Genomic DNA, 19,570 nt, shown 5'->3' on the forward strand with positions numbered 1-19,570 from the left:
AATCAGCCGGCAGCACGCTGCGATTGGAGGATGGGAATCGGGTGAGGGGCCTGGATGCGGGCTTCGAGGGTGCGCGTGAAGGCGCGAGCTTCTGCTTCGCTGCGAAACGTCACAGCATGTTGGTCCAAGCGAACTTGCCACTGGGACTTTGCCAGTTCTTTTATCAGGATCTTCATAGCTGAACTCCTTTTGTAAAAGATGTCTCGTAAAAGACGTTACGCAAAAGCCTGCCTCGCAGGAGATTCGATTGTAGTCCTGAATACGAGCACGATTGTGACAAGGGTCAACTGTCGGACTGACGGTTTGTAACTAAAAAAAACACGAAATTTTCGTGGGTGCCGGCAGGGATTGTCGGCGACCGGAACTACCCGGTCGCCGATGGAAAACATGAAGTCAGCGAAGGTTTTTCAGCGCTTCAGAAGCCTTCAAGCACAATCTTGCCCTTGGCTTTGCCGCTTTCCAACAGGGCATGGGCACGGCGCAGATTGCCGGCATTGATCGTGCCGAAGTGTTCGCCCACCGTGGTTTTGAGGGTCCCGGCGTCGATCAGCCCGGCGAGGCGGTTGAGCAGGTTGTGCTGCTCGATCATGTCCGCGGTTTCAAACAGCGAGCGGGTGTACATGAACTCCCAGTGCAGGGACAGGCTCTTGCGCTTGAGCTTGGTCACGTCCAGCGACTTGGGGTCATCGATCAGCGCCAGCTTGCCTTGGGGGGCCAACGCCTCGACCAGTTGGTCCAGGTGCTGGTCGGTCTGGGTCAGACTGGCGACGTGGGTGACCTGATCCACACCGGCACGCTTGAGTGCTTCGCTCAGTGGCTGGCCATGGTCGATCACCAGGTCGGCACCCAGTTCCTTCACCCAGCTTTGGGTTTGTGCACGCGAAGCGCTGCCGATGACTTTGAGACCGGTGAGCTGTTTGGCCAGTTGCGTGAGAATCGAACCCACGCCACCCGCGGCGCCGACGATCAACAGGCTCTGGCCTTCATCGGTTTTGCCTTCGCGTACTTGCAGGCGTTCGAACAACAGTTCCCACGCCGTGATCGCGGTGAGGGGCAGGGCCGCTGCTTCGGCGAAACCCAGGGTCTTGGGCATGTGGCCGACGATGCGCTCGTCCACTACATGCAACTCGCTGTTGCCGCCGGCCCGCGCGATGGAGCCGGCGTAAAACACCTTGTCGCCGACCTTGAATAGCGTCACCTCACTGCCCACGGCCTTGACCACACCGGCCACGTCCCAACCCAACACCTTGGCCGCGCCGCCTTCGGGCTGGACGTTCTGGCGTACCTTGGTATCCACCGGGTTGACCGAGATGGCTTTGACTTCCACCAGCAAGTCGCGGGGGCCGGCAACCGGTTCCGGCAGTTCGATGTCTTGCAGCGCGTTGTCGTCACTGATCGGCAACGAGGCGTAGTAGGCAATGGCTTTCATGGGCGACTCCTGAACACTAATAAAGAAGAGATTCGATGGGGAGGATGATTGGCTATTTCTCCTGAAGATAAAACCGGCTAAAAGAGCAGTCTCTTTCAATGTTTTTTTGATAATCGGTGGCCTGATGCTGCGTTTCGATGACTTGCAGTTGTTTGTCCGGGCGGCAGACCTGGGCAGTCTGTCGGCCGCCGCGCGTGGCATGGACATGTCGGCGGCGGTGGCCAGTGCAGCGCTAAAGCGCATTGAACAGCAACTCGGCGCCCGTCTATTGGCCCGTTCGACCCGCAGCCTGCGCCTGACCGCCGAAGGCGAGGGCTTCCTCGAATACGCCCGCGCGGCCCTGAGCAATCTCGACGAGGGCCGGCGATTGCTGGCCAGTGGTCAGGACCAGGTCAGCGGGGTTCTGCAATTGTCGGCGCCATCGGACTTTGGCCGCAATCTGCTGCTGCCCTGGCTTGACGAGTTTCAGCGCGAGCATCCGAAACTGACCGTGCGCCTGCTGCTGGGGGACCGCATCGCCGACCTGTTTCGCCAACCGGTAGACGTTGCCCTGCGCTACGGTGAACCGGAGGACTCCAGCCTGGTGGCGCTGCCCATCGCCCCGCAGAACCGCCGAGTGTTGTGCGCCGCTCCTGGATATCTGGCTCGCCATGGCGAACCTCGGCATCTGGAGCAACTGGCACAGCACAATTGCCTTTTGTACATGCTCGGCAGCAGGGTCCACGATCACTGGAGTTTTCACGACGGCAAGCGCGAAGTCAGCCTGACCGTCAGCGGCGATCGCTTCAGTGACGATGCCGATGTCGTGCGTCTTTGGGCCGTGGCCGGTGCCGGGATCGCCTATAAATCCTGGCTGGATGTCGGCGCCGATGTGCTGGCCGGCCGCTTGAAGGTGCTGATGCCGGAACTGCTCTGTGAGCGCGCACCGTTGAATCTGTTGTGCGCCCATCGCGCTCAATTGAGTAAGCCGGTGAATCTGTTGCGCGAAATGCTTGTCAGTCGATGCGCCTTTTTGAGCAGTCAATTTCCGGGCTTTTCGGATACCGCTCATTAGTCGCACGAAAAAAGAGAAATTTCTCTCAGGAACGATCACCACCTATGCCGGGCGGAGGAAAGGATCCGCCGACCAACCCGCATATACTAGCTCCCTCATCATGTCAGTAGCGTCGACCCCAATGGCGGGTCCGCGTTCGAGTCGGCCTAGCTGCACGGTCACCCTTCTGGCCTTCGCAGCATCGGCCAGGCAGCGCTAATGAGTGAGCAAGGCGCTGTCGGGCTTATGGCAGTTTCCACGGATTGGCCGATGACACATTACTGGTCAAGATTTCTCTGGGCAGTAGACGAATCGATTCAACAGGGAGTGAATACATGGAACATGCACCTTGCATCAGCCAGATTGCCGCATTGCTGGCTGACCCAAAGCGCAGCGCAATGATGTGGGCCTTGATGGATGGTTCGGCGCGAACAACCGAAGAGTTGGCATTGCTGGCAGGCCTGTCACCGTCTTCGGCCAGTGCACACCTGGGACGTTTGTCCGCTGGAGGTCTGCTGAAGGTTGAAAGCCGTGGCCGCAAACGCTTCTTCCGCCTGGCCGCTCCCGAGGTCGGGGCGGCAATCGAAGCACTGGCCAGCGCGACCTTCGCCAGCGCCCCCCAGGATATTCCGGACGTATTCAAGCGCAATGCACCTCTGGTCAAACCCCGGGCGGTGCGTTCGTCATTGCTGAGTGCCCGGCTGTGTGACGATCACCTGGGGGGCACCCTGTCGGCAGATCTGTATCAGCGACTGCTGGAGGCAGGCTGGATCGAACATTCTGATCAGCGGGTCACGGTTACGCTCAAGGGCGCGACAGAGTTGGCGGCTCGGGGCGTGTTCATCCAGGCCTTGGCTCATCACAACGGAAAGGTGGCCTGCGCGTGCCCGGACTGGAGCGAAAGACGCCCGCACTTGGGCGGCTCACTGGGCGCGGCATTGTTGCAGCTGTTCATGCAGTCGGGGTGGCTGACCCTGCCCAACGACTCCCGAGCCTTGCAGGTGACAGCCTCCGGGCAGCGCGAGATCCATCGCTTTGCCAAGGAGGCCGAACTGGAAATGGCGCTGTAGAACCTTTGGCCAAACACCCAATCTGTAGGAGCTGGCTTGCCAGCGATGACGGTGCCACATTCAGCATCAATGTTGAATGAGAGGGTGCCATCGCTGGCAAGCCAGCTCCTACAGTTGGTTTTGCGGTGTTGCTTAGGGCTTTACCAACCGTGCATCGAGGCTGTTCTGCGCCAGGCGTTTGGCCTGGTCCTGGGTCATGCCCAGGTGGGTGTGCAGCGCATGGAAGTTCTCGGTGACATAACCGCCGAAGTACGCCGGGTCATCGGAGTTCACGGTCACTTTCACGCCGCGCTCCAGCATGTCGAGAATGTTGTGCTGGGACATGTGGTCGAACACGCAAAGCTTGGTGTTCGACAACGGGCACACGGTCAGAGGGATCTGTTCGTCGATGATTCGCTGCATCAGGCGTTCGTCTTCGATGGCGCGCACGCCATGGTCGATGCGCTGGATCTTCAGCAGGTCGATGGCCTCCCAGATGTACTCGGGCGGGCCTTCTTCACCGGCGTGGGCGACGGTCAGGAAGCCTTCGTGACGGGCACGGTCGAACACGCGCTGGAACTTGCTCGGCGGGTGACCCATCTCGGAGCTGTCCAGGCCCACGGCGACGAACGCATCGCGGAACGGCAGCGCCTGGTCGAGGGTTTTCTGTGCTTCGTCTTCGCTCAGGTGGCGCAGGAAGCTCAGGATCAAACCACTGGTGATGCCCAGTTGCTGCTCGCCATCCTTCAGCGCGGCGGCGATGCCGTTGAGCACCACTTCGAACGGGATGCCACGGTCGGTGTGGGTCTGCGGGTCGAAGAATGGTTCGGTGTGAATCACGTTCTGCTCTTTGCAGCGCAGCAGGTACGCCCAGGTCAGGTCATAGAAATCCTGGGACGTGCGCAGCACATCGGCACCCCGGTAATACAGGTCGAGGAACTCCTGCAGGTTGTTGAAGGCATACGCCTTGCGCAAGGTTTCGACGTCGTTCCATGGCAAGGCAATCTTGTTGCGCTCGGCCAGGGTGAACAACAGCTCGGGTTCCAGCGAGCCTTCCAGGTGCAGGTGCAGTTCTGCCTTGGGCAGGGCGTTCAGCCAGTCATACATGATTCTTTTCTCATCAGGTGCAATGGTCGCCATTCTACAGAGGCTTGCCGCAACAATTGGTAAAACCTGACCAGGCGGTTCATCACACCGCTTCCTGTTCCCGTCGATAGGCGTAGGTATCGGCGAAGCGCGAGAGCAGGAACTCGGCGCAGGTGGTGGCCGGGTATTTCGCCGGGTGCAATTCATCCTGACAACCGGGCAGGCATTCGATGCGGGTTTGCGGGTGCGGCTCGGCGAAGAATGGCATCGAATAACGATCCACGCCGAGCGGACTGATGACCCGGTGCGGCGTCGAGAGATAACGGTCGTTGCTCCAGCGCGCCATCATGTCGCCGAGATTGACCACGAACGTACCTTCGATAGGCGGCGCGTCGATCCACTCACCTTTTACATTGCGTACCTGCAAGCCACCGGCGGCGTCCTGATAAAGCAGGGTGATGCAGCCGTAATCAGTGTGGGCGCCGGCGCCTTGCTGCTCGGTGGAGCTGGCAGTGTGGCGCGGCGGGTAATGGATCATCCGCAACACACTGACCGGGTCAATGAAGCGAGTGTCGAAGAAGTCGCGTTCAATTCCCAGTGCCATGGTCATTGCCCGCAACAGCGTTTGCGCGAGGGCTTGCATGTCGACGTAGTGTTGCTCCATCAGCGCTTCCCAGCCGGGCATGGAGGGATGGCGATTGGGACCGCGCAAGGGTTTCTCCGCCAGTACCTCAGGGTGGTCGGCCGGCAGGTGCAGGCCCATGTCGAAGGTTTCCTTGAGGTCGCTGGGCTTGCTCGGGTCGAGTTGCTCGGTGGCAATGGCGCCGTAACCGCGATGGTGACGGGTCTGGGTGATGTCGATCTTGAGTTTTTCAGCGGTGGGTTGGGCGAAGAAGCGTTTGGCGCTGTCGAGTAGTTCGTCGATTCGCGCAGGGCTGATCGGGTGGCCCTTGATGTAGAAGAAGCCCCATTCGCGGCAGGCGAGGTCGATTTGATTGGCGACAGTTTGCCAGGCGCGCTGGTCGTCGCTGGAGAGCGGGGCGATGTCGATGATCGGAAGGCTGTTCATGCGCAATCCTTAAGAACGCTGGAGATCCAATGTGGGAGCGGGCTTGCTCGCGAAAGCGGTGTGTCAGCCAACATCACTGTTGAATTTGCAGACGCCTTCGCGAGCAAGCCCGCTCCCACAGGGGGGTTGTGTTGTGACGGAGGAGTTACTTCGGTATCTCGGCCTTCATGCCTTCCACGTAGTAATTCATCGACGCCAGTTCCGCCGTGGTCGCGCTCACGCCGGCCGGGATTTTCTCGACGCCGGCCTGATCCTTGATCGGCCCGGTGAACGGCTGCAGCGCACCGCTCTTGATGTCGGCGATGATCTGCTCGGCTTCGCCCTTGACCGTCGTCGGCACCAGGTCGCTGATCGGCAGTTCAACGGTGCCTTCCTTCAAGCCGCCCCAGTAGTCTTGGGGTTTCCAGTCATGGTCGATCACGCTTTGGGCTGCCTGAATGTAGTGCGGGCCCCAGTCATTGACGATGGAGGTCAGCACCGCTTTCGGCGCGAAGTGCGCCATGTCCGAAGCGTAGCCCACCGCATACACGCCGCGACGTTCGGCCGCTTGTATCGGTGCCGGGCTGTCGGTGTGCTGGAACACTACGTCCACGCCCTGATCGATCAGGGCGTTGGCGGCATCCGCTTCCTTGCCCGGATCGAACCAGGAGTTGACCCACACCACCTTGATCTCGGTGCCGGGGTTGTACTTGTTCAGGGCCAGTTGGATGGCGTTGATGTCGCGGATCACTTCCGGGATCGGGAATGAGGCGACGTAGCCGACTTTCCTGGTCTTGGTCATCTTCGCCGCGAGGAAGCCGCCGACGTAGCGGCCCTCGTAAGTGCGCGCCAGGTAAGTGCCGAGGTTCTTGTCCTGCTTGTAGCCGGTGGCGTGCTCGAAGGTCACCTGGGGAAACTGTTTGGCGACTTTCACGGTCGGGTTCATGTAGCCGAAGGACGTGGTGAAGATCAGGTCGTATTTGTCCTTGGCCATGTTGCGGATCACCCGCTCGGCGTCGGCGCCTTCGGCGACGTTTTCCACATAGTTGGTGGTTATCTGCGGACCGAACTTTTCCGCGAGTTCCTTGCGCCCCTGTTCATGCTGATACGTCCAGCCGTGGTCGCCGATCGGGCCGATATAGACGAAGCCGACTTTCAGCGGGTCGGCGGCTACGGCCGTCAGGCTGGCGCTCAAACCAATGGCCGCCGCAACGGCGCAAAGCAGCTTCTTCAACGGACGGTTGTGCATGAATTGAAACTCCATTTTGTTGTGAGGTTGGCTGGGCTCTCGGGCTTGCACAGGGCAATGCAAATTGCTGACCAACAGGACAACAAAGGGGCAGGTTTCAGGTTTTGTGGCGGCAGGGAGTACGCCATCGCTGGCAAGCCAGCTCCTACAGGGGAGCGGTGATCCGGCTTTTGTAGGAGCTGGCTTGCCAGCGATGACACACTCCGGTGCGCCGATGCACCTCCCTGCCTGACGCTGGTGCGCTAAGGTAAAACGAACCGTTAGCGCCACCCCGCAGTCAGTAGCTCATCGGATCCACTCGGCAAAAGGCTCGCCATGCTCACCACCCTCAAGCAAGAAAGTTTCCTGCTGTTGGCGTTGATCGCCGTGTGCGTGGCTTATCCGCTGGAGCACTGGATGCTGCACAGCGGCCAGGTCGTCGCGCTGGTGAGCGGGCTGGTGCTGATCGCCTTCATCGTCGCCGCCTCCATGCGCGTTGCCCATCAGGCTGAGTTGCTGGCGGAAAAGGTGGGTGATCCCTACGGCACGATGATCCTGACCCTGGCCGCGGTGTTGGTGGAAGTGGTGATCCTGGCGATCATGATGAGCAACGAAGCCTCGGCCACGCTGGTACGCGACACGATCTACTCGGCGGTGATGCTCGACATCAACGGTATCCTTGGTCTCGCGGCGTTGATGGGCGGGCTCAAACACGGCGAACAGTCCTATAACGACGATTCGGCGCGCAGTTATAGTGCGATGATCCTCACGGCGATGGGCGTGTCGATGGTGGTGCCGGAATTCATTCCCGAAGCCGACTGGAAGCTCTATTCGGCGTTTACCATCGGTGCGATGGTGATGCTGTATGCGTTGTTCCTGCGCATGCAGGTAGGACCGCACAGCTATTTTTTCAGTTACAGCTACCCGGATAAACGCCGCAAGAAAACTCCCAGCGAAGAGCCGCAGCCGATCAATCTGGTATTGAGCATCGGGACCCTGGGGTTTGGTGTAGTGGTTATTGGCGCACTCGCCGAAGTGATGTCCAAGACCCTCGACCTGGGGCTGGAAGGGACGGGGGCACCGCCGGTGATCACGGCGATCCTGGTGGCGGCGATATCCGCGGCGCCAGAAATATTGACCGCGTTGCGCGCGGCGCTGGCCAACCGCATGCAGTCGGTGGTCAACATCGCCATGGGCGCGTCGCTGTCGACGGTGATCCTGACGGTGCCGGTGATGGAAGCGATGGCGCTTTATACCGGTCAGCCATTCCAGATGGCCATGACCCCGGTGCAGACCGTGATGGTGTTTCTCACCCTGATCGTCAGCGCGATCAACCTCAACGACGGCGAAACCAATGCCATCGAAGGCATGACTCACTTTGTGCTGTTTGCGACGTTCATCATGTTGTCGCTATTGGGTCTTTAAAAACACCGCAAGACCACTGTGGGAACGGGCTTGCTCGCGAAAGCGGTGTATCAGTCACATTCCTATCGACTGACACGACGCCTTCGCGAGCAAGCCCGCTCCCACATTGGATCTTCGCTGCCTCAGGTCCCGGCGATCAACTGTCGAGCCGCCTGGCTGTGATCGGCAATCAAGCCCTTCAGGTCCAGCCCTTCGACCTGACCATCGATCACTCGCCACTTGCCGCCGATCATCACCCGGTCCGCGCGATCAGCACCACACAGCAGCAACGCCGAGACCGGATCATGGCTGCCGGAGAAGCGCAGTTCGTCCAGCTTGAACAGGGCCAGGTCGGCCTGCTTGCCCACCGCCAATTCACCGATATCGGTACGCCCCAACAGGCTGGCCGAACCTTTGGTCGCCCAGCCGAGTACGCGCTCCGGGGTGATCTTCTCGGCGCCGTAGCGCAGGCGCTGGATGTACAGGGCCTGACGCGCTTCGAGCATCATGTTCGAAGCATCGTTGGAGGCCGAACCGTCCACGCCCAAGCCGAGCAAGGCACCGGCGTCGGTCAGCTCGATGCTCGGGCAAATGCCCGAGGCCAGGCGCATGTTCGAGCTCGGGCAATGGCAAATACCGGTGCCGGCGGCGCCGAGGCGGGCGATCTCGTCCGGGTTGAAGTGGATGCCGTGGGCCAGCCAGGTACGCGGGCCGAGCCAGCCGACACTGTCCAGATAGTCCACGGTGCGCAGGCCGAAGCGTTGCAGGCAGAAATCTTCTTCGTCGAGGGTTTCGGCCAGGTGGGTGTGCAGGCGCACGTCAAGTTTGTTCGCCAGTTCGGCACTGGCCGACATGATTTCCGGGGTTACCGAGAACGGCGAGCACGGTGCCAGGGCGATCTGGATTTGCGCGCCGTCCCCGCGTTCGTGGTACTCGGCGATCAACCGTTGGCTGTCGGCGAGGATCACTTCGCCTTCCTGCACGGTCTGTTGCGGCGGCAGGCCACCGTCCTTTTCACCGAGGCTCATGGAGCCGCGGGTCAGCATGGCGCGCATGCCCAGTTCGCGAACGCTCTCGACTTGCACGTCGATCGCGTTTTCCAGGCCTTCCGGGAACAGGTAGTGGTGGTCGGCGGCGGTGGTGCAACCGGACAGTAGCAACTCGGCCAAGGCGACTTTGGTGGCGAGGGCGAGTTTTTCCGGGGTCAGGCGTGCCCAGACCGGGTACAGGGTTTTCAGCCACGGGAACAGCGGCTGATTGACCACCGGCGCCCAGGCGCGGGTCAGGGTTTGGTAAAAGTGGTGGTGGGTGTTGATCAGGCCCGGCAGGATCACATGCTCGCGGGCATCGAACACTTCATTGCACGGTGCGGAGGGTTGCTGGCCGGCACCGAGCACTTCGACGATCAAACCGTCTTGCAGCACCAGGCCGCCACGGGCATCGAGACCGTTGGAGGTGAAAATGGCGAGGGGGTTTTTTAACCAGATACGGGTCGCAGGCATGTTGGCCGGCTCCTCTGAAAGTTGGGTTCAGGGTTGCCAGCTCAGTGTTGCCCTGTCTGCTGATCCAGGTTCGCCGGGGAGGCGAGGTGCGCAGTGTCGATCAAAATGCTCTGGCGGGCAAGCCCGGCCCGACCAGACGAAGCATAACCCTGTGGGAGCGGGCTTGCTCGCGAAGGCGGTGTAACTACAACGTTGATGTTGACTGACACTACGCTTTCGCGAGCAAGCCCGCTCCCACATTTTGATCTGGGGTGTTACCAGGGAATGGTTTCACCCCGGTAATTGATGAAATGGTGCCCACCCTTGCCGACCAACGCGTTCACCTGATCAATCAGGCCTCGAGTGCTGGTTTCCACATCGATGTCCGCACCTTCACCACCCATATCGGTTTTCACCCAGCCCGGGTGCAGCGACAGCACGGTGAGACCGGTTTCGCCCAATTGCGTGACGAAGCTGTTGGTCATGGAGTTCAGCGCCGCCTTGCTGGCCTTGTACAGCGCCAACTCCGGCGCATCGGGCATGGTCACGCTGCCCAACACCGAACTCATGAACGCCAGCACGCCGGTGTCCGGGCGCAGTTGCTCGACTAAACGCTGGGCCAGGTTGATCGGCGCCACGGCGTTGGTGAAAAACAGCTGACCGATTTCAGCCATTGTCGCGCCACCGTTCGGCGTCTGGACATCCGGCCCCTTGACCCCGGCATTGACGAACAACAGGTCAAACACCTCGCCCTTGAGTTGTTGTGTCAGGGCGATGACGGCCTGTTGATCGTCCATGTCGAGCTTTTCGATCCGCACCTTGCCCAATGCCTGCAAGGCTTCGGCCTTTTGCGGGTCACGCACGGTGGCGGTGACTTGCCAGCCGTCGGCCAGCAGGGTTTTCACCAGCCCGAGGCCAAGCCCTCGGGAGGCGCCGATGATGAGCGCGTTTTTTGCCTTGGACATGATTGGCTTCCTTGAAAATTCAGAGTCGTGGATTCAATGGACACTGTTGCCCGAGCCGTTGTTGCAACTCATCGCGCAGTGCGCCGAGTTCGGCCATGCGGGCTTCGATCAGTTTGAGCTTGTCTTGCAGCAATAGCGTGACGGCGTTGTCCGGATCGGACGACTGCCAGATTGTCGCCACGCTGTTGCCGATTTCGCCGAGGGTAAAGCCCAGCCGTTGAGCGGTCTTGATGTACTGCACCAGTTGCACCATGTCTGGCGGATAGTCGCGATACCCGTTGGCGCTGCGTTGCGCCGCAATCAATCCGCGCTGCTCGTAAAAGCGCAGCGTGTCGCGGCTGACGGCGCTGGCCTGGGCGAGTTCACCGATGCGCATCATGACGTCTCGAGGGGGCTTGACCCTGGAGCATACTCCAGGCTTTAGCCTTGTTGCTCCCTGAATTGATGGAGCAATGACGATGTGGACTACAGCGCAATATCGCCGGTTGGTACAAGGCAGTGCCTGGTATGACTTGATCGTGACGATGGCGTTTGTCACGCCGTGGAGTTTTGCGGCGTTGCATGGGGTTTTGACGGGTGTGAGCCAGGCGTTGAGCTTGCCCGGCGAGTTGCCACCGTTCGAACCGGTGCACATGTTGATGGCGAATCTGCTGGGGTCGATTGTCTGCGTGTGGTCGGTACTGCGGATTCGTGATCCGCAGCAGGTTTATGGGCGGTATGACGCAGTGGCCAGATTCCTTTTCTCGGCCTGGCAGGCTTATGCCCTGGTTCATGGCGCGAGTTCGTTGCTGGTGGTTTTCCTTGTGTTTGAATTGGCGTGGGGCGTGGCTCAGGTGTTGCCTGTTCGGACGCCTTCGCGAGCAAGCCCGCTCCCACATTGGATGGGGGTGAACCCGGTCAAATGTGGGGGCGGGCTTGCTCGCGAAGAGGCCCGCCCAGACAACCCCTAATGCCCAGCCTGCCACGGCTGCCCCAACGACACCGGTGCATACAACCGCGTGCACAGCGCATCCCGGGACAACAGCACCAACACCACAATGGTCGCGACATACGGCAACATCGCCAGCAGACTCGACGGAATCGCCAGCCCCAACCCCTGCGCCACCAGGTGCAGGATGCTGGCGAGCCCGAACAGGTACGCGCCGAGCAGCAGACGCCACACCCGCCAACTGGCAAACACCACCAGCGCCAGGGCAATCCAGCCGCGCCCGGCGCTCATGTTTTCCGCCCACATCGGCGTGTACGCCAGGGACAGATAAGCCCCGGCCAACCCTGCCATCGCACCGCCGAACAACACCGCCAGGGTCCGCACCGCCAACACTGGCAAGCCCATGGCGCTGGCCGCATCCGGGTTTTCCCCGACCGCCTGGATGATCAGCCCGATGCGGCTTTTCAACACCACCCAGGCCACCAGCGCAAACAATGCGAAGGACAGATACACCAGCAGGTCCTGGGCAAACAGCATTCGTCCGATCAGCGGGATCTCACTCAAATACGCAATCGCCATCGGCTCGAAACCGGCCAGTGGTTTGCCGACCCATGCCGCACCGACAAAAGTCGACAGGCCCACGCCGAAAATCGTCAGGGCCAGCCCGGTGGCCACCTGATTGGCGTTGAACACCAGCGCCACCAACGCAAAGAGGGACGACAACAGCATCCCGGCGAACATCGCCAGCAACACGCCGAGCCACAGATTGCCGGTGCTGAACGCGACGATGAAACCGATCACCGCGCCAAACAGCATCATGCCTTCCTGGCCCAGATTGAGAACGCCGCTTTTCTCGCAGATCAGTTCGCCCAGCGCCACCAGCAACAGCGGCGTACCGCAGCGGATCATGGCGTAGAAAATATTGCTCAGCAGATCGATATCCATCACAGCGCTCCTGCGTGTACAGCGGTGGCTTGTGCGCGGCGGGTCCAGCGCAGGTTCAGGCGGGGGCGATAGAGAATCAGCACATCACTGGCGAGCAGGAAAAACAGCATCATGCCCTGGAACAATTGGGTGATGGCTTGCGGCAGGTTCAGGCTCATTTGTGCGCTCTCGCCGCCGATGTACAACAACGCCATCAACAGGCTGGAAAACAGGATGCCGATGGGATTGAGGCGGCCGAGAAACACCACGGTGATCGCCGCATAGCCGTAGCCCGGCGAAACCTGCGGTACCAACTGGCCGATGGGCCCGGTGACCTCGCACACGCCGGCCAGCCCCGCCAGGCCACCGCTGATCAACAACGCGAGCCAGATCAGGCGCTTCTCGCGAAAGCCGACGAAACCGGCTGCGCGCTTGTCCAGCCCGAGCACTTTGATCTGGAAACCGACAAAGCTTTTCTGTAACAACACCCACACCGCCACCAACGCGAGCAGGGCGAAATACACCCCGGCGTGAACCCGGCCATCCTCCATCAACAGTGGCAAGCGGCTGGCGTCGCCGAACATCGCCGATTGAGGAAAGTTGAAACCTTCCAGGTCTTTCAGCGGACCGTGCACGCAATACAGCAGAAGGTTCAGGGCGATGTAGTTGAGCATGATGCTGGTCAGGATTTCATTGGCGTTGAAGCGCGTGCGCAACCACGCCGTCAGGCCGGCCCACGCGGCGCCGGCCAGGGTGCCGGTGAGCAGAATCGCCACCAGCGCCCAGCGGCTTTGCATGCCGATGATGTTCACCGCCAGCGCACTGCCGGCCAACGCGCCGAGCAGCAGTTGACCTTCGGCGCCGATGTTCCAGATACGTGCCTGATAGGCCACCGCCAGGCCCAGGGCGCAGAGCAGAATCGGCAGGGCTTTGACCAACAATTCGGAGACGCCATACAGATCGCTGACCGGAGCGATCAGCAAGGTGTGCAAGGTCAGCAACGGGTCGTGCCCGAGCGCGATAAACAACAGTGATCCACAGCCCAGGGTCAGTGCAGCCGCCAGCAACGGCGAGCACCACAGCATCAGGCGCGATTGCTGGCCACGGGGTTCAAGAGAAAGCAGCATGTGACACTCCGTTAGCGCGTGGCGGATGCGAGAGGTTGAGGGGTATCGAACTGGCCGGCCATCCAGCCGCCGACATCGCTCAGGCGTGTATCGACGGTGGCGTGGAGCGTCGAAAGCCGACCGCCGCACAAAGCGCCGAGGCGGTCGCTGATCTGGAACAGTTCGTCGAGGTCTTCGGAAATCACCAGGATCGCCGCACCGGCATCGCGTAAGGCAATCAACGCGCGATGAATCGTGGCGGCTGCACCGACATCCACGCCCCAGGTTGGATGCGCGGCCACCAGCAGTTTCGGTTGCTGGAGGATTTCCCGGCCGAGGATGAATTTCTGCAAGTTGCCGCCGGACAGGCTGCGGGCTGGGGTCTGGCTATCGGGCGTCTTTACACCGAATCGACGGATGATCTCCTCGGCCAGCGCGGTGACTTTGCTGCGCTGGATCAGGCCGTTACTCAGCAGCCCTTGCTGGAAAGCGGTCAATAGCGCGTTGTCTGCCAGGCTCAATTCCGGCACCGCACCATGGCCCAGGCGTTCGGCCGGGACAAACGCCAGGCCTCGTTCGCGACGGGCGTCGGGGCGCAAATGGGCGACCGCCTCGCGGCCAAAGCGAATCGTTGCGCCGTCGTGTCGCGACAAGCGTTGTTCGCCGCTGAGCAGGGCCAGCAATTCATCCTGGCCATTGCCCGCCACGCCGGCGATGCCGACGATTTCCCCACTGCGCACCTCAAGGTTAATGCCCTTGAGCGAGCAGCCGAACGGGTCCGGGTTGTGCCAGGACAAGTTGTCCACGTTGAGGAATGCGGCAGTCCCTGCCACCTTCGGATAATCGGCGATCAACTCCGCCGACTCACCGACCATCAAACGCGCCAGTTGCTGATCCGAACACTCAGCCGGCACGCAATGCCCGGCCACCCGACCGCCGCGTAAAACGGTTGCGCTGTGGCACAACGCGCGGACCTCCCCAAGTTTGTGGCTGATGAACAAAACGCTGCAACCTTCGGCGGCGAGCCGGCGCAGGGTGACGAACAAGTCGTCGGCCTCTTGCGGCGTCAACACCGAAGTCGGTTCATCGAGAATCAGCAGGCGGATGTCCTGCATCAGGCAGCGAATGATTTCCACCCGTTGCCGCTCGCCAATCGACAGGCTGTGGACAAGTCGTTCCGGTTCCAGCGCCATGCCGTAGCGCCGGGACACCTCGCGAATCTTCGGCTCAAGCTGTCTGGGTGTGCCTGCCGCCGCGCCCATGGCCAAGGCGATGTTCTGCGCCACGCTCAGGGTTTCGAACAACGAGAAGTGCTGGAACACCATGCCGATTCCCAAACCCCGCGCCTGGGCCGGGTTACGCAGGCTCACCCGTTGACCTTGCCAGATCACCTCGCCCGAATCGGCGTGAGTGACGCCGTAGATGATCTTCATCAGCGTACTTTTGCCCGCGCCGTTTTCGCCGAGCAGGGCATGGATCTCGCCAGGGGCAATGGTCAGGTCGATGGCATCGTTGGCCAGGCAACCGGGGTAGCGTTTGGTGATTCTGCGCAGTTGCAGGCGCGCAATCGGATCTTGGACTGGAGCGGGATTGGGCATGACAGGCTCGGTGCTGTTGGACTTGTGCCTGTGGATAAAGCAATTTTCTGGCCACTAGGTCAGGAAAATCTCCAAGTCCTGTGAGCCGAGGCGTTGAGTGCGCCACTTTCAAATGGGTCGCACGGAACCGGGCACCACATGGGGGCAATGCCGCGAATCAAGCCCTGATTTTGCCCGTGCGCTTTTGGTCAAAAAATGAGCAATCGACCAAGAGCCATGTCGTACATGGCGCGGCGAAGGCCATGAACGGGTTATCCACAGATTGCTCCACAGTATTTGTGTGCAAGCTCAAGGCACGGGCATAAGCACTGTGTGGCTTTCTTCTAAAGGTGCTAAACCGTCGTAACTGTTTGTTTTTGTTTGAATTTGATGCGCGTGATGGCGGATTGGACGAAAATTGAGCAAAGTCCGCAAAGCCGCATGACAGAAGGGTTACAGCGGTATGTGCTCAGGTTATCCACAGCCGGGTGCACAGCAGATGTGGGCAAATATGGAATATGTGAAAAAGTGCCGTGCCCCAAAAGATCGCAGCCTGTGCTGAAGTCTTTAGCGCTGCAGCAAAATGCGCCCGCGACTCAAATCGGCCAGTTGTGACTGCAAGGCAGCGATCTGCGCCTCGCCTACGGCCAACTGCAGCTCGACACCATTGGCGGTGAAGGTTTCATCCACAACCAATCCACCTGCCTGCGTCACCCTCAGCTTGACCAGGGCCAACTCGGCAAATCCGCAAGCGCAACGCAGCGCTACCCGGCTGATCAGCTCGATCTTTGGCGCCGCTTGCAGGCATTTGTTTGCCCCGCCGCCATAGGCCCGGGCGAGCCCGCCGGTGCCCAGTTGGATGCCGCCATACCAGCGAATCACCAGCACCGCGACCTGATCGCAATCCTGTGCCTCTATTGCTGCCAGAATCGGCCGGCCGGCCGTACCACCGGGCTCGCCATCATCGGTGCTGCGGTAATGATCGCCGAGTTTCCACGCCCAGCAGTTGTGCGAGGCATTCAAGTCACTGTGCTGTTCAATGAACGCCTGGGCCTCGGCCGGGCTGGCAATCGGCGCGGCGAAGGTGATGAAGCGGCTTTTGCGAATCTCTTCGCTGTATTCGCAAAAACCGCTGAGGGTAAATGGCATACGTACCTGAATGGCTACTTAGATGGCAGGTTTCAGGCCGCAGCCCTTGAGAATGATACGGATCAGGTTGTCCCCGGCGTCTTCCATGTCCTGTTTGGTCAACCTGGTACGCCCGGTGACGCGGCAGATCTGCGTGGCGAAGTCGGCGTAGTGCTGGGTGCTGCCCCACAACAGGAAGATCAAGTGTACCGGGTCGACCGGGTCCATTTTACCGGCGTCGATCCAGGCCTGGAACACGCCCGCACGGCCCTGGAACCAGGTACGGTAATCCTGGTTGAAGTATTCGGTCAGGCACACTCCGCCGCTGATGACTTCCATGGCGAAAATCCGCGAGGCCTGCGGTTGGCGTCGGGAAAACTCCATTTTCGCACGGATGTAACGGGTCAAGGCTTCGCTCGGATCGTCCTCGGCGGTGAGGGTGTTGAAGGTGCTGTCCCACAGCTCGATGATGTTGCTCAGCACCGCCACGTACAAACCAAGCTTGTTGGTGAAGTAGTAATGCAGGTTCGCCTTGGGCAGCCCGGCATTCTGGGCGATGGTGTTCATGCTCGTGCCTTTGTACCCGTGACGGGCGAACTCGTCTTCGGCGGCTTTGATGATGGTCTCTTCGTTTTTCTGACGAATGCGGCTGACGGGTTTTCCGCCGTGGGCTGGGACTTCAAAGGTCATAAGCACTTCCGAACTGGTGGGTGGGACGGCGAGTGTGTTGATAACGTACCCACCGGCTCCAGACAAGGCCTCACACAATAAAACACTGCACCGCAATCTACTGTGGGAGCGGGCTTGCTCGCGAAGGCGGTGTGTCAGCTATGCAGATATCGACTGACACGGCCTCTTCGCGAGCAAGCCCGCTCCCACAATTTTTCAACGTGTCGCGGCCAGACTCTCGAGAAAACTCTCCAGCACCAGGTGCGGGCGACGGCCCTTGCGGGTAACCGACGCCAGGCTCAGGTCATAGAAGCGAGTTTTCGCTTTCAACGCTCGCAACCGGCCTTGCTGCACCCAAAGACTCGCATAGTGATCCGGCAGGTAGCCGATGTAGCGTCCGGTCAGGATCAGGAACGCCATGCCTTCGCGGTCCGAGGCGCTGGCGGTGCAATTGAGCGCCTGGTAGTGAGCCTGGATCTCCGCTGGCAAACGGAAGGTCGGTGCGATGGCGTCCTGGCTGTTCAGGCGTTCGTCGTCCAGTTGTTTATCGTCGACATAAAACAGCGGATGGCCGACCGCGCAGTACAACAGCGAACGTTCGCTATACAGCGGTTGATACTCCAGCCCCGACAATGCGCTGGCCTGCGGCACCACGCCGACGTGCAGGCGGCCGTCGAGCACGCCTTGTTCGACTTCATTGGGCGCGATCATGCGGATCTGGATCTGCACGTCCGGGCCGCGTTCCTTCAATTGCGCGAGGGCGTGGGTGATGCGCATGTGGGGCAGGGTGACCAGGTTGTCCGTCAAGCCGATGATCAATTCGCCGCGCAAGTGCTGGTGCAGGCCATTGACCTCGGTGCGGAAGCTTTCCAGCGCGCTTAACAACTGCAACGCCGATTGATAGACCTCGCGGCCTTCTTCGGTCAGGGAGAACCCGGCACGTCCCCGTTGGCACAGGCGCAGACCGAGGCGTTGCTCCAGATCGCTCATCTGCTGGCTGATCGCCGAGCGACCAATCCCCAGCACGGTCTCCGCCGCGGAGAAACCGCCGCATTCCACCACGCTGCGAAAGATCCGCAGCAGGCGAATATCAAAGTCGCTGACCTGGGCCAGCGGATCGGGACGGCGAGTGCTCATACGATTACTCAAAGTTTAGTAGTTGGCTGACTGAACATTAGAAGAGTTGCATTTCACCGACTTTATCTCCGTGGCAATTTAGCTGCAACAACGGTTTTCAATCCTTACGCCGCTTATTGCCTTGCGAGGTTTTGCCCATGAACTTGCCTGAAAACGCCCCGACTTCCCTGGCTAGCCAGCTGAAGCTCGATGCTCACTGGATGCCTTACACCGCCAACCGTAACTTTCAGCGCGACCCTCGCCTGATCGTTGGCGCCGAAGGCAGCTGGCTGATCGATGACAAGGGCCGCAAGGTTTATGACTCGCTGTCCGGTCTGTGGACCTGCGGCGCCGGCCACACCCGCAAGGAAATCCAGGAAGCGGTCGCCAAGCAACTGGGCACGCTCGATTACTCACCAGCCTTCCAATACGGCCACCCGCTGTCGTTCCAGCTGGCTGAGAAAATCACCGACCTGACCCCGGGCAACCTGAACCACGTGTTCTTCACCGACTCGGGCTCTGAGTGTGCTGATACCGCCGTGAAGATGGTCCGCGCCTACTGGCGTCTGAAAGGCCAGTCGACCAAGACCAAAATGATCGGCCGTGCCCGTGGTTACCACGGTGTGAACATCGCCGGTACCAGCCTCGGTGGCGTGAACGGCAACCGCAAGCTGTTCGGTCAGGCGATGATGGATGTCGACCACCTGCCGCACACTTTGCTGGCAAGCAACGCTTACTCCCGTGGCATGCCGGAGCAGGGCGGTGTCGCCCTGGCTGACGAACTGCTGAAGCTGATCGAACTGCACGATGCATCGAACATCGCCGCTGTGTTCGTCGAGCCATTGGCCGGTTCCGCTGGCGTGCTGGTTCCACCACAGGGTTACCTCAAGCGTCTGCGTGAAATCTGCGACCAGCACAATATCCTGCTGGTGTTCGACGAAGTGATCACCGGTTTCGGCCGTACCGGCACCATGTTCGGCGCGACCACCTTCGGCGTGACCCCGGACCTGATGTGCATCGCCAAGCAAGTCACCAACGGCGCGATCCCGATGGGCGCAGTGATTGCCAGCTCCGAGATCTACCAGACCTTCATGAATCAGCCGACGCCTGAATACGCGGTGGAATTCCCTCACGGCTACACCTATTCCGCGCACCCGGTGGCTTGCGCCGCGGGCCTGGCAGCACTCGACCTGCTGCAAAAGGAAAACCTGGTGCAGAGCGTGGCCGAAGTCGCACCGCATTTCGAAAACGCGCTGCATGGCCTGAAGGGCACCAAGAACATCATCGACATCCGCAACTTCGGCCTGGCCGGCGCGATCCAGATCGCTCCACGTGACGGCGACGCCATCGTGCGTCCGTTCGAAGCGGGCATGGCGCTGTGGAAAGCCGGGTTCTACGT

At 60.6% G+C, this 19,570-nt stretch carries 19 protein-coding genes (1 of these 19 running past the window's edge); 5 read left to right on the top strand and 14 right to left on the bottom strand.

The features are described 5' to 3' along the window. Positions 1 to 2 precede the first annotated feature (2 nt). Together QMK54_RS03280 and QMK54_RS03285 are read right to left on the bottom strand one after the other, a co-directional pair. Positions 3 to 176, bottom strand: a complete 174-nt coding sequence (locus QMK54_RS03280) for a hypothetical protein (protein ID WP_181432068.1) — start codon at positions 174 to 176, stop codon at positions 3 to 5. A 239-nt stretch (positions 177 to 415) separates the two neighbouring features. After that, entirely contained in the window at positions 416 to 1,429 is a 1,014-nt protein-coding gene (locus QMK54_RS03285; RefSeq protein WP_320402061.1) for a zinc-binding alcohol dehydrogenase family protein, read from the bottom strand. Positions 1,430 to 1,553: 124 nt separating this feature from the next. Here QMK54_RS03285 and QMK54_RS03290 point away from each other — a divergent pair, with 124 nt between their 5' ends. Then, positions 1,554 to 2,483, top strand: a complete 930-nt coding sequence (locus tag QMK54_RS03290; RefSeq protein WP_110660475.1) for a LysR family transcriptional regulator — start codon at positions 1,554 to 1,556, stop codon at positions 2,481 to 2,483. A gap of 314 nt (positions 2,484 to 2,797) precedes the next feature. Then, positions 2,798 to 3,532 carry an ArsR/SmtB family transcription factor gene (locus QMK54_RS03295; protein WP_110660469.1) on the top strand — a complete coding sequence of 245 codons (735 nt, stop codon included), beginning with the start codon at positions 2,798 to 2,800 and terminating at the stop codon, positions 3,530 to 3,532. Positions 3,533 to 3,664: 132 nt separating this feature from the next. On the opposite strand, the gene QMK54_RS03300 is transcribed toward QMK54_RS03295, so the two are convergent. From QMK54_RS03300 to QMK54_RS03310, 3 genes are all read right to left on the bottom strand, one after another. Then, positions 3,665 to 4,618, bottom strand: a complete 954-nt coding sequence (locus QMK54_RS03300) for an adenosine deaminase (protein ID WP_223595684.1) — start codon at positions 4,616 to 4,618, stop codon at positions 3,665 to 3,667. An 82-nt stretch (positions 4,619 to 4,700) separates the two neighbouring features. Then, complete coding sequence (locus QMK54_RS03305; protein WP_110660471.1) at positions 4,701 to 5,666, bottom strand: 2-oxoglutarate and iron-dependent oxygenase domain-containing protein; 966 nt, start codon at positions 5,664 to 5,666, stop codon at positions 4,701 to 4,703. A gap of 145 nt (positions 5,667 to 5,811) precedes the next feature. Next, complete coding sequence (locus tag QMK54_RS03310; protein ID WP_320402062.1) at positions 5,812 to 6,894, bottom strand: BMP family ABC transporter substrate-binding protein; 1,083 nt, start codon at positions 6,892 to 6,894, stop codon at positions 5,812 to 5,814. 315 nt (positions 6,895 to 7,209) lie between these two features. On the opposite strand from QMK54_RS03310, the gene QMK54_RS03315 reads away from it, so the two are divergent. Continuing rightward, a complete protein-coding gene (locus QMK54_RS03315; protein ID WP_110660473.1) occupies positions 7,210 to 8,298 on the top strand; it encodes a calcium:proton antiporter in 1,089 nt (362 codons plus the stop codon). Between the two features lie 122 nt (positions 8,299 to 8,420). Here QMK54_RS03315 and QMK54_RS03320 read toward each other — a convergent pair whose 3' ends face one another. The 3 genes from QMK54_RS03320 to QMK54_RS03330 all read right to left on the bottom strand — a co-directional run bounded on the left by QMK54_RS03320 (position 8,421) and on the right by QMK54_RS03330 (position 11,099). Next, complete coding sequence (locus QMK54_RS03320; protein WP_223595697.1) at positions 8,421 to 9,779, bottom strand: 8-oxoguanine deaminase; 1,359 nt, start codon at positions 9,777 to 9,779, stop codon at positions 8,421 to 8,423. A gap of 254 nt (positions 9,780 to 10,033) precedes the next feature. After that, entirely contained in the window at positions 10,034 to 10,723 is a 690-nt protein-coding gene (locus QMK54_RS03325) for an SDR family oxidoreductase (protein WP_320402063.1), read from the bottom strand. 19 nt (positions 10,724 to 10,742) lie between these two features. Next, complete coding sequence (locus QMK54_RS03330) at positions 10,743 to 11,099, bottom strand: MerR family transcriptional regulator (protein WP_223595716.1); 357 nt, start codon at positions 11,097 to 11,099, stop codon at positions 10,743 to 10,745. Between the two features lie 82 nt (positions 11,100 to 11,181). Between QMK54_RS03330 and QMK54_RS03335 the strand changes: the two genes are divergently transcribed. Then, on the top strand, positions 11,182 to 11,673 hold the full coding sequence (locus tag QMK54_RS03335) for a hypothetical protein (RefSeq protein ID WP_320402064.1): 492 nt from the start codon (positions 11,182 to 11,184) through the stop codon (positions 11,671 to 11,673). Here the strand turns inward: QMK54_RS03335 and QMK54_RS03340 are convergent. From QMK54_RS03340 to QMK54_RS03365, 6 genes are all read right to left on the bottom strand, one after another. After that, positions 11,670 to 12,596, bottom strand: coding sequence for an ABC transporter permease (locus QMK54_RS03340; protein WP_320402065.1), 927 nt, complete (start codon positions 12,594 to 12,596; stop codon positions 11,670 to 11,672). The genes QMK54_RS03335 and QMK54_RS03340 overlap by 4 nt on opposite strands. After that, positions 12,596 to 13,702: an ABC transporter permease gene (locus QMK54_RS03345; protein ID WP_320402066.1), complete on the bottom strand. Its 1,107-nt coding sequence runs from the start codon at positions 13,700 to 13,702 to the stop codon at positions 12,596 to 12,598. The genes QMK54_RS03340 and QMK54_RS03345 overlap by 1 nt, the downstream gene beginning before the upstream one ends. 11 nt (positions 13,703 to 13,713) lie before the next feature. Then, positions 13,714 to 15,279 carry an ABC transporter ATP-binding protein gene (locus QMK54_RS03350; RefSeq protein ID WP_320402067.1) on the bottom strand — a complete coding sequence of 522 codons (1,566 nt, stop codon included), beginning with the start codon at positions 15,277 to 15,279 and terminating at the stop codon, positions 13,714 to 13,716. A gap of 546 nt (positions 15,280 to 15,825) precedes the next feature. Beyond that, a complete protein-coding gene (locus QMK54_RS03355) occupies positions 15,826 to 16,407 on the bottom strand; it encodes a YigZ family protein (RefSeq protein ID WP_320402068.1) in 582 nt (193 codons plus the stop codon). Between the two features lie 18 nt (positions 16,408 to 16,425). Beyond that, entirely contained in the window at positions 16,426 to 17,076 is a 651-nt protein-coding gene (locus QMK54_RS03360) for a TetR/AcrR family transcriptional regulator (protein ID WP_110661515.1), read from the bottom strand. A gap of 195 nt (positions 17,077 to 17,271) precedes the next feature. Beyond that, positions 17,272 to 18,192 (bottom strand): LysR family transcriptional regulator, encoded by a 921-nt coding sequence (locus tag QMK54_RS03365; protein WP_007971880.1) that lies wholly within the window; start codon positions 18,190 to 18,192, stop codon positions 17,272 to 17,274. Between the two features lie 137 nt (positions 18,193 to 18,329). Between QMK54_RS03365 and QMK54_RS03370 the strand changes: the two genes are divergently transcribed. Next, positions 18,330 to 19,570, top strand: the 5' portion of a protein-coding gene (locus tag QMK54_RS03370; RefSeq protein ID WP_320402069.1) for an aspartate aminotransferase family protein. The gene runs 109 nt beyond the window's last position; 1,241 of the gene's 1,350 nt are visible here — the first part of the coding sequence; its start codon is at positions 18,330 to 18,332; its stop codon lies off the right edge, out of view.

The organism is Pseudomonas sp. P5_109 (genome assembly GCF_034009455.1).
GTDB lineage: Bacteria > Pseudomonadota > Gammaproteobacteria > Pseudomonadales > Pseudomonadaceae > Aquipseudomonas.